At 65.9% G+C, this 14,129-nt stretch carries 15 protein-coding genes; 6 read left to right on the top strand and 9 right to left on the bottom strand.

From position 1 onward, the window contains the following. Positions 1-6 precede the first annotated feature (6 nt). Both ACQY8M_RS13295 and ACQY8M_RS13290 read right to left on the bottom strand, forming a co-directional pair. Positions 7-711, bottom strand: coding sequence for an ABC transporter ATP-binding protein (locus tag ACQY8M_RS13295; RefSeq protein ID WP_428672690.1), 705 nt, complete (start codon positions 709-711; stop codon positions 7-9). Continuing rightward, positions 704-1,462, bottom strand: a complete 759-nt coding sequence (locus ACQY8M_RS13290; protein ID WP_428672688.1) for an ABC transporter ATP-binding protein — start codon at positions 1,460-1,462, stop codon at positions 704-706. Before ACQY8M_RS13290 ends, ACQY8M_RS13295 begins: the two co-directional genes overlap by 8 nt. A gap of 111 nt (positions 1,463-1,573) precedes the next feature. Here ACQY8M_RS13290 and ACQY8M_RS13285 point away from each other — a divergent pair, with 111 nt between their 5' ends. Beyond that, positions 1,574-2,815, top strand: coding sequence for an ABC transporter substrate-binding protein (locus tag ACQY8M_RS13285; protein WP_428672686.1), 1,242 nt, complete (start codon positions 1,574-1,576; stop codon positions 2,813-2,815). A 72-nt stretch (positions 2,816-2,887) separates the two neighbouring features. Then, positions 2,888-4,111: an ABC transporter substrate-binding protein gene (locus ACQY8M_RS13280; protein WP_428672684.1), complete on the top strand. Its 1,224-nt coding sequence runs from the start codon at positions 2,888-2,890 to the stop codon at positions 4,109-4,111. Positions 4,112-4,419: 308 nt separating this feature from the next. Here the strand turns inward: ACQY8M_RS13280 and ACQY8M_RS13275 are convergent, their stop codons facing one another. Further along, positions 4,420-5,394, bottom strand: a complete 975-nt coding sequence (locus ACQY8M_RS13275; protein ID WP_428672682.1) for a Bug family tripartite tricarboxylate transporter substrate binding protein — start codon at positions 5,392-5,394, stop codon at positions 4,420-4,422. 125 nt (positions 5,395-5,519) lie between these two features. On the opposite strand from ACQY8M_RS13275, the gene ACQY8M_RS13270 reads away from it, so the two are divergent. Both ACQY8M_RS13270 and ACQY8M_RS13265 read left to right on the top strand, forming a co-directional pair. Continuing rightward, the gene (locus ACQY8M_RS13270) at positions 5,520-6,824 is read left to right on the top strand and encodes an MFS transporter (RefSeq protein ID WP_428672680.1); all 1,305 of its coding nucleotides are present in this window, start codon (positions 5,520-5,522) and stop codon (positions 6,822-6,824) included. A 16-nt stretch (positions 6,825-6,840) separates the two neighbouring features. Further along, complete coding sequence (locus tag ACQY8M_RS13265) at positions 6,841-7,983, top strand: alpha/beta fold hydrolase (RefSeq protein ID WP_428672678.1); 1,143 nt, start codon at positions 6,841-6,843, stop codon at positions 7,981-7,983. On the opposite strand, the gene ACQY8M_RS13260 is transcribed toward ACQY8M_RS13265, so the two are convergent. Next, a complete protein-coding gene (locus ACQY8M_RS13260) occupies positions 7,980-8,630 on the bottom strand; it encodes a TetR/AcrR family transcriptional regulator (protein WP_428672676.1) in 651 nt (216 codons plus the stop codon). The two genes, ACQY8M_RS13265 and ACQY8M_RS13260, sit on opposite strands and share 4 nt — an antisense overlap. Next, positions 8,593-9,375, bottom strand: a complete 783-nt coding sequence (locus ACQY8M_RS13255; RefSeq protein ID WP_428672674.1) for an SDR family NAD(P)-dependent oxidoreductase — start codon at positions 9,373-9,375, stop codon at positions 8,593-8,595. The genes ACQY8M_RS13260 and ACQY8M_RS13255 overlap by 38 nt, the downstream gene beginning before the upstream one ends. A 330-nt stretch (positions 9,376-9,705) precedes the next feature. Between ACQY8M_RS13255 and ACQY8M_RS13250 the strand changes: the two genes are divergently transcribed. After that, positions 9,706-10,509 carry a hypothetical protein gene (locus ACQY8M_RS13250; RefSeq protein ID WP_428672672.1) on the top strand — a complete coding sequence of 268 codons (804 nt, stop codon included), beginning with the start codon at positions 9,706-9,708 and terminating at the stop codon, positions 10,507-10,509. A gap of 30 nt (positions 10,510-10,539) precedes the next feature. On the opposite strand, the gene ACQY8M_RS13245 is transcribed toward ACQY8M_RS13250, so the two are convergent. After that, complete coding sequence (locus tag ACQY8M_RS13245; RefSeq protein WP_428672670.1) at positions 10,540-10,857, bottom strand: hypothetical protein; 318 nt, start codon at positions 10,855-10,857, stop codon at positions 10,540-10,542. Between the two features lie 116 nt (positions 10,858-10,973). Further along, the gene (locus tag ACQY8M_RS13240; RefSeq protein ID WP_428672668.1) at positions 10,974-11,609 is read right to left on the bottom strand and encodes a TIGR02466 family protein; all 636 of its coding nucleotides are present in this window, start codon (positions 11,607-11,609) and stop codon (positions 10,974-10,976) included. 206 nt (positions 11,610-11,815) lie between these two features. Here ACQY8M_RS13240 and ACQY8M_RS13235 point away from each other — a divergent pair, with 206 nt between their 5' ends. Beyond that, the gene (locus tag ACQY8M_RS13235) at positions 11,816-12,262 is read left to right on the top strand and encodes a hypothetical protein (RefSeq protein ID WP_428672666.1); all 447 of its coding nucleotides are present in this window, start codon (positions 11,816-11,818) and stop codon (positions 12,260-12,262) included. Here the strand turns inward: ACQY8M_RS13235 and ACQY8M_RS13230 are convergent. Together ACQY8M_RS13230 and ACQY8M_RS13225 are read right to left on the bottom strand one after the other, a co-directional pair. Continuing rightward, entirely contained in the window at positions 12,252-13,106 is an 855-nt protein-coding gene (locus ACQY8M_RS13230; protein WP_428672664.1) for a carbohydrate ABC transporter permease, read from the bottom strand. The genes ACQY8M_RS13235 and ACQY8M_RS13230 overlap by 11 nt on opposite strands. After that, complete coding sequence (locus tag ACQY8M_RS13225) at positions 13,103-13,984, bottom strand: carbohydrate ABC transporter permease (RefSeq protein WP_428672662.1); 882 nt, start codon at positions 13,982-13,984, stop codon at positions 13,103-13,105. The genes ACQY8M_RS13230 and ACQY8M_RS13225 overlap by 4 nt, the downstream gene beginning before the upstream one ends. Positions 13,985-14,129 lie beyond the last annotated feature (145 nt).

Here is a 14,129-nt window from a genome sequence, read left to right as displayed (position 1 = left end):
CGCGCCCTACACCCCGAGATAGGCTTGCAGCTTGCCGGTATTCGCGGCGAGGTCGGCTGCGGAAACCATGTCGACCACGCGGCCGTCCTCCATGACGTAGTGGCGGTCCGCGACCGTCGCGGCGAAATGGAAGTTCTGCTCGACCAGCAGGATGGTGAAGCCGCGGCTCTTGAGCGTGCGGATCACCTCGCCGATGCGCTGGACGATGACCGGGGCGAGGCCCTCGGTCGGCTCGTCGAACAGCAGCAGGGTCGCTCCGGTGCGCAGGATGCGGCCGATCGCCAGCATCTGCTGCTCGCCGCCCGACAACTTGGTGCCCTGGCTGCGGCGGCGCTCCAGCAGGTTCGGAAACAGCTCGTAGATCTCCTTCAGGCTCATCCCGCCCGGCTTCACGACCGGCGGCAGCAGCATGTTCTCCTCGACATTCAGGCTCGAGAAGATGCCGCGCTCCTCCGGGCAATAGGCCAGGCCGTGCCGCGCGATCACGTCGGACGGCAGCCTGATCGTCTCCTGGCCGTCGAACGTCACCGAACCGCGACGCTTCTCGACGATGCCCATGATCGACTTCAGGGTCGTCGTCTTGCCGGCCCCGTTGCGGCCCAGCAGCGTGACCAGCTCGCCCTTGCCGATCTCGAATCCGACACCGTGCAGAATGTGCGATTCGCCGTACCAGGCCTGCAGATCTTCCACTTTCAGGAGAATTTCAGCCATGACCCGTCCCGACATAGGCTTCGATGACCAGAGGATTGCGGGAGACGGTCGCGTACGGCCCCTCGGCCAGCACCTCGCCCCGCGCCAACACCGTGATGATGTCGGACAGGTCGGCGACCACGCTCATGTTGTGCTCTACCATCAGCACGGTGCGGTCCTTGGCGACGGTGCGGATCAGCGCGGCGATGCGCTTGATGTCTTCCTGGCCGAGGCCCGCCATTGGCTCGTCGAGCAGCATCATCTCCGGTTCGAGGGCCAGCGTCGTGGCGATCTCCAGGGCGCGCTTGCGGCCATAGGGCAGATCGACCGCCTGCTGCTCGGCGAAGGCCGTCAGGCCGACGGCCTCGACCAGCTCGAGGGCGCGGGCATTCAGCTTCTCGAGCACAGACTCGGACCGCCAGAACTGGAAGGAAATGCCGAGCTTGCGCTGCAAGGCGACCCGAACGTTCTCTCGAACCGACAGATGGGGAAACACAGCCGAGATCTGGAAAGAGCGCGCGAGCCCCATGCGGGCGATCGCAGCCGGCGAGGAGCCGGTGATATCGCGCCCGTTGAACGCGATGCGTCCCGCCGTCGGCGTGAGGAAATGGGTCAGGAGGTTGAAGCAGGTCGTCTTGCCGGCGCCATTGGGGCCGATCAGCGCGTGAATCGTATGACGCCGCACGCGCAGGCTCACATTCTTGACCGCGACGAAGCCCTTGAACTCCTTGGTCAGTCCTTGAGCTTCGAGAATTGTTTCTTGTGCCGCCATTCACTCCCCTTGCAACGAAATAAGCGAAGCTTGGTGTCGCTGTCCAGCACTGGCATCCATTGGGAGTGGAAGTTAAGGTCCGCGCCTTCGTGAAAAGACAAGATGGAGGAAATGATCGTGAAGTTCGTCGCCGCTGCGCGTTCTTGCAGCCTGATCGCTGTTGCCCTGGGCCTCGCGACCGTCGGAGCGCTCGCCCTTGCCCCTCTCCAGACCCGGGCCCAGTCGCCGCAGCCGCTCAAGATCGCCGTGCTCGCCGGCCTGTCCGGCGTCTATGCCGACATCGCCCTCGGCCAGGCCGAGGCGATGCAGCTGGCGGTCGACGAAGTCGGCGGCAAGGTGCTCGGCCGCCCGATCGAGGTTCTCTCTGCCGATCACCAGAACAAGCCCGACGTCGCCGCCTCCGTGGCGCGCAAGTGGTATGATGACGGCGTCAGGATGATCAGCGGCCTCGACACCTCGTCGGTCGGCCTCGCGGTGCGCAAGGTGGCGCAGGAAAAGGGCCAGATCGACCTCAATGTCGGCTCGGCCACGGCCGATCTCACCGGCCCGGCTTGCTCGGCGACCGGCGCGCACTGGGTCTACGACACCTATGCCCTCGCCCAGGTGACCGGCAGCGCCGTCGTAAAGGACGGCGGCGACACCTGGTTCTTCGTCACCGCCGACTACGCCTTCGGCAAGTCGATGGAAGACCAGGCCACCGCCGTCATCAAGGCGGCCGGCGGCAAGGTGCTGGGCGGCGTGAAGCATCCGCTCAGCACGCAGGACTTCTCGTCCTTCATGCTGCAGGCGCAAGCTTCCAAAGCCAAGATTGTCGGCCTCGCCAATGCCGGCATGGATACGGTGAACGCGATCAAGCAGGCGGGAGAGTTCGGCCTGGTCAAGGGCGGCCAGCGGATCGCCGGCCTTATCATCTTCGAGAGCGACGTTCAGTCGCTCGGCCTGCAGACTGCGCAGGGCCTGGTGCTGACCACCGCCTTCTACTGGGACCAGAACGACGAGACCCGGGCGTGGACGAAGAAGTTTCGCGCCAAGCGCGACAAGGTGCCGAACCTGACGATCGCCGGCGTCTACAGCGCCACCCTGCATTACCTCAAGGCCGTGCAGGCGGCCGGCACCGACGAGCCCAAGGCGGTGATGGCCAAGATGAAGGAGATGCCGGTCAACGACATGATGACCAGGAACGCCCAGCTGCGCGAGGACGGCCGCCTCATGCGCGACATGTACCTCGCCCAGGTCAAGGCGCCGTCGGAATCCAAGGGCAAGGACGATATCTACAAGATCCTCGCCACGGTCCCGGCCGAGCAGGCCTGGCGTCCCCTCAAGGACGGCAAATGCCCGCTGATCAAGGACTAGCTTGGCACAGGGCATGACCGGACGGTAAGTGTTGCACATCTGCGGCAACGCCGCGTTTGGGAGGATTTACGTATGAGAGTTGCAAAAACCGTCCGGTACGCCGGACTGGTCGCGGCGGCCCTTGGTCTGACGGCTGTTGGGCTTGCCGCCATCGCGCAGGCGCAGACGCCTCCGCCGCTCAAGATCGGTGTGATGGAAGGCTTTTCCGGCGTGTACGGCGACCTGACCGCCGGCGAGGTCGAGGCCATGCAGCTGGCGATCGAGGATGTCGGCGGCAAGGTGCTGGGTCGCTCGATCGAGATCCTGTCGGCCGACCACCAGACCAAGCCCGACATCGGCTCGGCGATCGCCCGCAAATGGTACGACGTCGACGGCGTCAAGATGATCACCGGCCTCGGCACCTCGTCGGTGGCCCTGGCCGTGCGCAAGGTCGCGCAGGAAAAGGGCCTGATCGACATCAACACCGGGGCGGCCTCGGCCGATCTCACCGGCCCGGCCTGCTCGCCGACCGGCGCACACTGGGTCTACGACACCTATGCCCTGGCGCACGTCACCGGTGATGCGATGGTAAAGGCGGGTGGCGACAGCTGGTACTTCCTCACCGCCGACTATGCCTTCGGCCATGCGCTCGAACGCGACGTATCAGAGGTGGTGAAGGCGGCCGGCGGCAAAGTGCTGGGCGCCGTGCGCCATCCGCTCAGCACGCAGGACTTCTCCTCTTTCCTGCTACAGGCCCAGGCCTCCAAGGCGAAGGTGATCGGCCTGGCCAATGCCGGCCAGGACACGATCAACTCGATCAAGCAGGCGGGTGAGTTCGGCATCGTCAAGGGTGGCCAGAAGCTGGCCGGCCTGCTGGTGTTCGCGACCGATGTGCAGGCCCTCACCCTGCCGGTGGCGCAGGGCCTGGTGCTGACCGAGTCGTTCTACTGGGATCTCAATGACGAGACGCGCGCATGGACCAAGCGGTTCCGCGCCAAGAAGGACAAGCTGCCGTCGATGCTGACGGTCGGCGTCTACAGCTCGACCCTGCACTACCTCAAGGCCGTGCAGGCCGCCGGAACCGACGACGCCAAGGCCGTGATGGCCAAGATGCGCGAGATGCCGGTCAACGACGTGATGACCAAGAACGGCAAGCTGCGCGAGGACGGCCGGCTGGTGCGCGACATGTACCTGTTCCAGGTCAAGGCGCCGTCGGAGTCCAAGAACAAGGACGACATCTACAAGCTGATCGCCACGGTACCGGGCGACAAGGCCTACCGTCCGCTGAACGAAGGCAAGTGCCCGCTCGTGAAGTAGGCAAAGGACTCGATCGAAGAGGGGCGCCGCGGCGCCCCTCTTCTTTGTCTGCTCATCGGAGCGCGCCACCAATATGAAACTGGATTTGGGAAGAGGGTGAGATCACCCCACCAACCGTGTCATCCCGAGCGCAGCGAGGGATTATGGGCCGCAGCATAGATCCCTCGCTGCGCTCGGGATGACACCGGATGTGCGGCGCGGCCGGGGTTCGCCGCCAGTTTCATGCCCGAGGGTCGGCGCTGCCGACGGTGAACTACTCCAGTGGCGCTCGGATTCATGAGCGCCACTGGAGTGGCGCGCTCCTTCGATCATTCGATCTTGATGTTGGCGGCGCGCACCACCTTGCGCCAGGCCTCTATCTCGCTCTTGGTGAACTCCATCAGCCCGTCGGGCGTGGTGAAGCTCGGCCCACCCGCCATGCTGTCCAGCTTGGCCGCGATTTCCGGCGCGGTGCCGGCGGCAATGATGTCCTTGTTGAGCTTGAGCACGATCTCGCGCGGCGTGCCCTTGGGCGCATAGAACGCCGACCAGGTCGTGAACAGCAGGTCAGGCATGCCGGCCTGCACTGCGCTCGGCACGCCGGGCAGCGCGGGGAAAGGCTCTGTCTGGGTGATCGCAAGCGCGTCGGCCCAGCCGGATGTCAGGATCATCTTGGCGCTGCCGACATCGCAGATCATGAAGGTGATGATGCCGTTGTTGAGGTCGGGCGCGGCGAGCTGGTTGTTCTTGTAGCCGACATAGACGGCATCGACGCCGGCCAGCATCTTGTAGAGTTCTCCCGCGACGCTCGCGGAGATCGCGCCGGCGCCGTAATTGTGCTTGCCGGGCTCGGCCTTGAGCCTGGCCGTCAGCTCGGCCAATGTCCTGATCCCGAGCTTCTTGGTCACCAGCACGCACATCGGCACCAGGCTCATGCGCGTCACCGGCTCGAAATCCTTGATCGGATCGTACGGCAGCTTGTCGTACAGCACCGGATTGCCGGCATGCGTCATCGACGACGTGGCGAGCAGCGTGTAGCCGTCCGGCCTGGCGCTCTTGACAGCCTCGGCCGCAATGATGCCGTTGCCACCGCCCTTGTTGTCGACGATCACCGGCTGCGACCAGATCTGCCCGAGCTTGTCGGCCATCACCCGCATGGTGGTGTCGGTCGAAGCGCCCGGCGGGAACGGCACGACCAGCGTGACGCGGCTCGACGGAAACGTATCCGCCCGCACGATCCCCGGTGACGCGAGCGCCATTCCCAAGCCGGCAAGCGCACGGCGACGCCCGAACCGCGTGTCCATTCCGTTTCTCTCCCCACCCTTTGTCAGCACGAAGTATGGCAACGCGTTCTCTTGCGCGCCACAAGCGAGCCTTGTCTTATGTGCAACGAGGCTCGGCGTAATCGGGCCCTGGGAGTGACGCCGACGTGACTGTGCAGGACCGCCCGCTCAAGGGCGCATGGGGCATGACCGCCCTCCTCTTCCTCTTCATGCTGATCAACTTCGCCGACAAGGTCGTGGTCGGGCTGGCCGCGCAGCCGATCATGAAGGATCTCAACCTCGACCCCAGGCAGTTCGGCCTGATCGGCTCGTCCTTCTTCTTCCTGTTCGCGATTTCGGCCATCGTCGTCGGCTTCATGAGCAACCGGATCGAGACGCGCCGCACGCTGCTCGTCATGGCGATCCTCTGGTCGGTCGTGCAGTTTCCGATGCTGGGCACGGTGAGCCTCGAGGTGCTGATCGCCTGCCGGATCATCCTGGGCGCGGGCGAAGGCCCAGCCGCGCCGGTCGCCACGCACGCGATCTACAAATGGTTTCCCGATTCGCTGCGCGGCCTGCCGACGGCAATCATCGCCCAAGGCTCGGCGCTGGGCGTGATCATCGCGGTGCCGGCCCTCAACTGGATCATCGTCACCTACTCCTGGCACTGGGCGTTCGGCGCGCTGGGCATCGTCGGACTCCTGTGGGCCGTCCTGTGGCTGATCTTCGGCCGCGAAGGCACGCTGGTCGATGCGCCGGTCAGCGACTCCGGCGGCAGCGACGAGCGCGTGCCCTATCGCTACCTGCTGACCTGCCCGTCGATCCTCGCCGCCTGCTGCGCCGGCTTCGCAAGCTACTGGGGCCTGGCGCTCGGCCTCACCTGGTTCACCTCGTACCTGGTCGGCGGCCTCGGCTACAGCCAGAAGGTCGGCGGCAACCTCAGCATCCTGCCCTGGGTGTTCGGCCTCGTCGTGGTGCTGACCGGTGGCTACGTCTCCCAGCGCCTCAAATCGAGCGGCGTCTCGAGCCGCCTCAGCCGCGGCGTGCTCGCCGCGGCCACGGTCACCCTGGGCGGCTGCGCCCTCCCCTTCATCGCGCAGGTCTCCGCCCCCGAGGCCAAGATCGCGCTGCTGGTGTTCGGTGCCGCCGTCGGCAGCACGATCTACGTGGTGCTGCCGATGATCGTGAGCGAGCTGACCCCGCAGCCGCAGCGCGCCGGCATGCTCGCCATCACCACATCGCTGGTGACATTCGCCGGCGTGCTCGCACCGCTCATCATGGGCTCGATGATCGAGAACGCCGCGACTCCTCTCGCCGGCTACGAACAGGGCTACACGATCCTGGGAGTCCTGCTGATCGCTGGCGGCGTCATCGGCCTGCTCTTCATCCGGCCCGAGGCCGACCGCAAGCGCCTGGCCGTCCACGCTGTTTCCTCGACAACGAAGCTTCCCCTCCGCCCCGCACGCGCCTGAACCCGATGAGGTCATCATGCCACTCACCCTGTCCCGCCGGCCGCTGCTCGCGGCCCTGCCCCTCGTACCGCTGATGACGGCGACCGCCGCCCGTGCGGACGGCGCGCTGACCAATGTCGAGCGGCGGTCCTTCACGACCAAGGCGTTCCGGCTCGAAAACGGCACGGTGATGCCCGAGATCACGCTCGCCTACGAGACCTACGGCACGCCGGCGCCGGACGGCCGCAACGCCGTCCTGCTGACCCACGGCTACACCTCGAGCCAGCACATGGCGGGGCGCTACGCCGGCGCCGGACCGGACAGTGGCGCGGAGGGCTCGTGGGACGGGTTGGTCGGTCCGGGCAAGGCAATCGACACCGACCGGCTGTTCGTCGTGTCGTCCAACATGCTGGGCTCGTCCTACGGCTCGACCAGCCCGGCCCACAAGAATCCGGCGACCGGCAAGCCCTACGGCCCGGACTTCCCGGAAATCACTCTCGCCGACATCGTCAACGCGCAGAAGGCGCTGCTCGACGCGCTGGGCGTGAAGCATCTCGTTGCCGTCGCCGGCCCGTCGTTCGGCGGCTACCAGGTCTTCCAATGGGGCGTCAGCTACCCCGACTTCATGGAGGGGCTCGTGGCGGTCGTCAGCGCGCCCAAGGGCTCGGGCGGCGAGGCCTCGGTCACGGCGCTGATCAATGCCTTGGCCAAGGATCTCAACTGGAACGGCGGCTGGTATTACGACAATGGCGGCATCGGCGAGATCCTCACCGCCATGCGCGTGGCGACGCTCAAGCGCTACGGCATCGACGACCAGCTTGCCGCCAAGTTCCCCGACAAGACCGAGCGCGAGGCCGAGATCGTGCGCCGCGCCACGCCGTGGGCCAAGGCGTTCGACGGCAACTCGCTGGTCGTGCTGCGCCGCGCCAGCGTGCGCTTCGATGCCGAGAAGGACTTCGCCAAGGTAAAGGCCAAGGTGCTCTACGTGCTGTCGCGCACCGACAAGGTCTTCCCGCCCTCGATCGCACCGGACGTGATGGCGAAGATGAAGGCGGCCGGCATCACCGCGGACTATTTCGAGATCGACAGCGACCTCGGCCACTCCGCCTCGGGCCTCGACGCCGCCAAGTGGGCACCGCGGCTCAAGGCCTTCATGGCGGACCTCGAGAAGGGAAGCTAGGGCGATCTCCCGCGGCGCGGCTTGCGCATCGCCGCCGGCTCACCTTCGAGCGCGGCGCGGATGCGGCTCATAGAATGGAGAGGCGAGGCCGCGAGGACCTCGCGCGACAGGCCGAGGGTCGATATGGCGTTGGTCTGCATCATGCTCGCGATGCCGTGGACCGCCGACCACACGAAAAGAGCGTCGAGATTGACTTCGTCGTAGCTCGCCCCCTTGCCGGGCACGGAGGGCCGGCGCCCCAGTACAGCCTGCAGCACCGCGAAAGCGTGGCGTGCGTTCCTCATCATGTCGGGATGCGCGCCGGGATTGGGAAGCGGCGTGCCGAACATCAGCCGGTACTGCAGCGGATGGTGCGATGCGTAATCGAGGTAAGCTCTTCCCAGCGCAGCCAGGTCGGCGCGCGGATCGTCGTTCGGCGGGCGGGCATCGAGATGCGCGGCGAACGCCGCGAAGGCTCGGGCGACGAGCTCGGCGAGGATATGATCACGGCTGGGAAAGTGCTTGTAGGGCGCCTGGTGCGAGACGCCCAGCCGCCGCGCCACCTCGCGCAGGCTCAGGGCCTCGACCCCTTGCTTTTCGATGATGGCTAGCGCCTCGTCGATGCACGCGTCACGCAGGCTCCGGGTCTTTGCTGAACGTCTTGCCATTCCGATGTCTTGTCATTCCCGCCATTACGGCCGCCATGATCCGCACGCGCCCGGACCGGGGCAACCCTGCCAGCGAGAATTCGAGCGCCTTCGACAGCCAGCCCGGCCGCACCGTCGCGCGACGGCCCAGCACCGCGAGCGTCGCTCCGGCCACGGCCTTCGGACTCTGTGCCAGCGACAGGCGCATCGCGGCGCGCGCGCCGAAGCCGCTATGGATCGGGCCGGGCGCGCAGGCGACGACATCGACGCCAAGGGGCGCCAATTCCAGCCGCAGCCCTTCGGCCAAGGACTGGATATAGGCCTTGGTGGCCGCGTAGTTCGCGGCGCGCGCCACACCCTGGAAGGCCAGCAGCGAACTCATCAGCACGACTCCACCGCGCCTGCGGGCCGCGAGGCGCGGGCCGAAATGCAGCACCTGGGCCGCCACCGCGCGGCAGTTTACGTCGATCATCTCGAGCTCGGCGCACGGCAGGGCATCAATCATCGGACCCGACGTACCGAACCCTGCGGCGGCGACCAGAAGGCCGACATCGAGTCCCACGGTCGCCGCCGCCAGAGCGTCGATCGCCTCGGCACGCGCGAGGTCAAGGCCAAGCGCGACGGTCCGGATGCCGTGAGCGGCCGATAGCTCCGCAGCAATGCCGTCCAGCAGGGGACGGCGACGAGCGACCAGCACGAGATCGAGGCCAGCTCCTGCGAGGCAGCGCGCGAATTCCCGGCCGATTCCGTCCGACGCCCCGGTCACCACTGCCCACGGACCGTATCGATCCCGCAGCCGCTCGGACTGTCGCGGCCGTAGGGTCACGGTGCCACCGTCACGACGACGCGCGTCGCGCCTTCCGCCGGAAGCGCGAACGCCGCGTCGGAGAATCGCGGTGCGCGCGCCAGGATTGCAACAAGGAAGATCGACCTGGCCGACATCTGTGGTCCTCCGAAGATCAGCTACGGAGTAGCAGAACCACTTTAGTTGACATCGTCAACTAAGAAAATTTCTTTCTTGTGTTGCATAATCTGCCTCGGACAATCCAACGTAATACCAGTGTCTACCTAGTTCGACATGTCGCTGGAGGCCCGCATGGACTGGCTCGACAATTATCGTACCGAGCGGCTCTGGTGGACCACCGTGGCCGTGCTGGTCCTCCTTCTCGCTGCAACCGCCGTCGTCTCGCTGGCCGACCGGCGCGTGCTCGACGGCGACGGTGTCTGGGCCAAGCCACTGAAGTTCGAGCTCGCGCTCGCGCTCCATTTCGCGACCCTTGCCCTGATCATGGGCAGCCTCGGCGAGGCCTGGCGCCAGAGCACCGGCCTCTGGTGGGTCGCCATAGCCTCTGCCGCCTGCACCAGCTTCGAGATGGCCTACATTCTCGTCCAGGCCGGACGGCAACAGGCGTCCCACTTCAATCTCGCCACGCCGTTTCTGGCGGCGATGTACGGCCTCATGGCGGCCGGTGCTGTCGTGATCACGGTGGCTGCGGCCGTTGTCGGCGCAGTGGCGCTGATCGACGGCGATGCTCGGTTGGGGCCGGCCACCCGACTGGGCATCGGCCTCGGGTTGATCGGCGGAACAATCCTAACCCTGGTGATCGCCTTCAGGATGGGCGGTGCGCTCGACCATCATGTCGGACGCGAACCGGCGGGCGCCCCTCGCCTGCCGCTCACCGGCTGGTCGCTCGCTGTTGGAGACCGCCGCGTGCCGCACTTCTTCGCGACCCACATGATGCAAGCCCTGCCGCTCGCAGGGCTCGGGTTCGACTGGCTTCTGCCGCGCCTGACCGCCACGATCGCGATGCTCACCCTTGCCGCCGGATGGACCGCAATCACGCTCTTCTTCTTCCACCAGGCCAACTCGGGCACGCCGTTCCACCGCTGGCCGAATTGAACGCGCAATATAACCTGCGCCGACGGTCCCCTACTCCAGCGCCGCCGTTATGCAGATGGCGGCAGCCACACCGTTGTCGCGCGCGACGTCCCAGGCGATCTTCTTGGAGTCCACGAGTTCACGGGTCACGCGCCCGACCGTGCTCTCTATCGTTTCCTTCGTCGGGCCTGCGGCCATGCTGGCCGCATATATGGCTTTCGCGTCGGGCGTCGTCAGCTGACCGGCACAGGCTTCGCCCGCTGCGCGGTCCGCCCTGGCCGCACCGGCGGCGCCGATGATCGCGAGGACGAGCATGGTCCCCTTGAGTGTCGACATGTGCAAAGAACCTTTCCAAGCATCCACGAACATGCGGACCTCCCGCCGAGCGTTCCGTCGCTCGCCGGCGCTGACCGCGCGTGCTGCATGATAGCACTTCGCCGCCTGACGCAAGGCGGCGTGCTGGGCCTTCCGTCACGGCTTCGAAATCATACCGCCAGGTTGAAGGCGATCGAGATGCGTTCCGCGCCGCCGCGATAGGGGCGAACGCCGTGCATCATCCAGGCCGGGAAGATCACCATCTTGCCGGCTTCGGGTGTCACGCGTTCCGTGGCGCCTGCCGACAGGCTGCCGGACATGCGCAGGTGGGGCGCGTTCATCAACGGTACCGACCCGCGCGGATCCAGGAACTCGAGCTCGCCGCCGAGCGAGGGATCGGCGGCAATGCCGCCGTCGTCGACGTAGTAGACGCCTGACCAGTAGGCGCCGGGGTGCGAGTGGAACTCGTTGGCGTCGCCGCTGCGATTGACGTTGGCCCACATGTTGCCGATCCATGTCACGGCGAAGTGATCCGGGTACGGCCCCTTGCCAACCACGCCTTGGTGATCGGTCGTCATTTGGTTGGCGAGATTGCGGGCATGGGCCAGCAGCTTGATCGCCGCCACGCCGCCCCAGCGATCCATGTCCCAGCTCGACTGCCAGCCGCCCTGGTTCGATTTGTGCGTGCTGGGATGGGACCGCATTCGTTGCTCGATCACGCGGCGCAATTCGATGTTGAGCGCCGCCGAATCCGGCACGTCGAAGGTAACCAGCGGCGTCGAGAACAACGGGACGACTTCAGGCACGGAACTCATAAGCACAACGCTATCTACTCCCGACCGCGCCAAATGAGCTGCGCGAACGGCGCAATGAAGAACTGCCATGTAAGCAGCATCACTTCATCGTGCAATGACGGGGCGGCGGCTCAAGCAACCGTGCGCATCCTGCGAGAAGAATGAAACCAAATTGACGGACACCTACCGCCATGCTGGCGTGCCGCTCGGGAGGCGGAATGACGATCGAGGCACAACTTCGCGAGAAGCTCGCGAAAATCGAAGCGGTCTTCGCGGGAGCCGGCACCGCCGGCGAGCGGCTCGCCGCGCAGGCGGCGCTGGAGCGCGTCCGGGCGCGCCTGGCCGAGCTTCAGAAACACGATCCGGCAACCGAGACGCAATTCTCGATGCCCGACCAGTGGTCGCGACGCCAGTTCGTCGCGCTCTGCCGGCGCTACGGGCTGTCGCCCTATCGCTATCGCCGGCAGCGGCTCACGACCGTGGTGCTGCGCGCACCGCGCGGCTTCATCGACGAGGTGCTGTGGCCCGAATTCCAGGAGCTGAACCAGGCGCTCAGGACCTACCTCAACGATGTCACGCTGAAGGTGATCCGCCAGGAGATTCATACCGACGCGAGTGAGGCCGCAGAGATCACCGGCGCCCTCCCCTCCGGCCCTAACCCTTGACCGCTCCCGCCGTCAGGCCCGACGACATGTACTTGCGGAAGGCGTAGTAGATTGCTGCCGGCGGCAGGGCGTAGATGAATCCCGCCGTCATCAGGAGCTCCCACGGCGAATCGTCGGCAGAGAGGAAGTTGCCGAGCGCCACCGGCAGGGTCAGCGTCTTCTCGTTTGACAGCAGCAGGAAGGCGTAGAGATACTCGTTCCACGCCAGCAGCAGCGCATAGGTGCCGACGGCGATCAGCGACGGCACCATCAGCGGAATATAGACCAGGCGGAAGAGCTGGAACGGCGAGGCGCCGTCGATCAGGGCCGCCTCGTCGAGCTCGACCGGAAGCTTGTCCGACGCCTGGCGCAGGATCCAGATCGCGTAGGGCGAGGCCACCGTCACCATGGCAAGGATCAGGGCAAGGTCGTTGTTGAGCAGCCCGTACATGCCCATGGTCTTGTACATCGGGACGGCGAGGAACGCGGCGGGAATGAAGTAGGTGAACAGCGCCAGGTTCATCACCAGCCGGCCGCCGTTCATCCGCAGGCGGCTGATCGCGAAGGCCGCCATGCTGGCGACCAGCAGCGTGAGAACCGCGGTCGCACACGAGATCGCGATCGAGTTCCACATCTGGCGCCAGAAATTATAGAGGAAGTGATGCTCCTGGCCGAACACGATGCCGAAATTGCGCAGGGTCGGATGAGTCGGCCAGAGCTGGCCCGAGAAGGCCGCATCCTTGGGCGAGATCGCGAACAGGAACATGTGATAGATCGGAATGAGGGCCCAAAGCAGGACCGGGATGCCGATCAGCAGCAGCCCGGCTTCGGCGCCGACGCCGCGCAGGATCCTTGTGCGGGTCATCGGCTGAGCCGCTTCATCATGAAGAACACCAACGGCAGCACCAGCGGCAGGCAACAGACGATCGAGGCCATCGCCAACCCGACCTGGTCGAGCCGCAGGTAGCGGATGCCGAGCGTCGCCAGCACGTGCGTGAGGTCGGCCGGGCCGCCGCCGGTCAGCAGGTAGACGCTGTTGAAGTCACCGACGGTGAAGATCATCGAGAGCAGGGTGCAGGTGACGTAGAGCGTGCTGATCGACGGCCAGGTGATGTAGGCGAAGCGGTGCCGGGCACCGGCACCGTCGACCGAGGCCGCCTCGTAGAGCTCGAGCGGAATGGCAAGCCGGCCGGCGAGCAGGATCAGGGTCCAGAACGGCAGCGACTTCCAGATATGGACGACCATCGACAACGACAGCGCGAGGGTCGGATCGTTCAGCCAGTTCGGCCCGTCGTCGCCGGTCAGCTTGAAGATCAGCTGGTTGATCACGCCCCATTCGGGATTGAGCATGAAGCGGACCGAGATGATCGTCGGGATCGAGGGCACCGCCCAGGGCAGCACGAACAGCACGGCAAGAATCTTCACCCACCATCGCTTGTGGGTGAAGAAGCCCGACAGGAACAGCGCGAGCACCATCTTGATGTTGATCGCCACGATCAGGAACACCAGCGTGTTCACGGCGGTACGCAGGAAGATCGGGTCCTTGGCGAGCTCGACATAGAGCTGCGGGCTGCGCGCCAGCCAGAAGGCGTAGCCGACCGGAAAGACTACGAAGCCGAGGAAGATCGCGATGTAGGGCGCGACGAACAGCAGGCCCCAGGTTTGCCGGGAAGAGAGGGCGAAGCCGAAGATGGCTCGCCGGGGAACGCGCTGCGCCGTCGAGGTGATCGTCGTGGCGGTCATTGAGAGCCTTACTCCAACTCTTACGCCCCCTTCTCCCTCCCCCGCTCGCGGGGGAGGTGTCGGCGTCTTACGCCGACGGAGGGGGAAGGCGAAGATGATGCTTCAACCTGTGACACCTTTCTTACCGTCCTCCCCCTCCGTCGCG

It is taken from the genome of Reyranella sp. (assembly GCF_965279465.1).
Lineage (GTDB): Bacteria > Pseudomonadota > Alphaproteobacteria > Reyranellales > Reyranellaceae > Reyranella.
The sequence above is the reverse complement of the archived record's forward strand: the minus strand, read 5'-3'. Positions and strand labels throughout refer to the sequence as shown.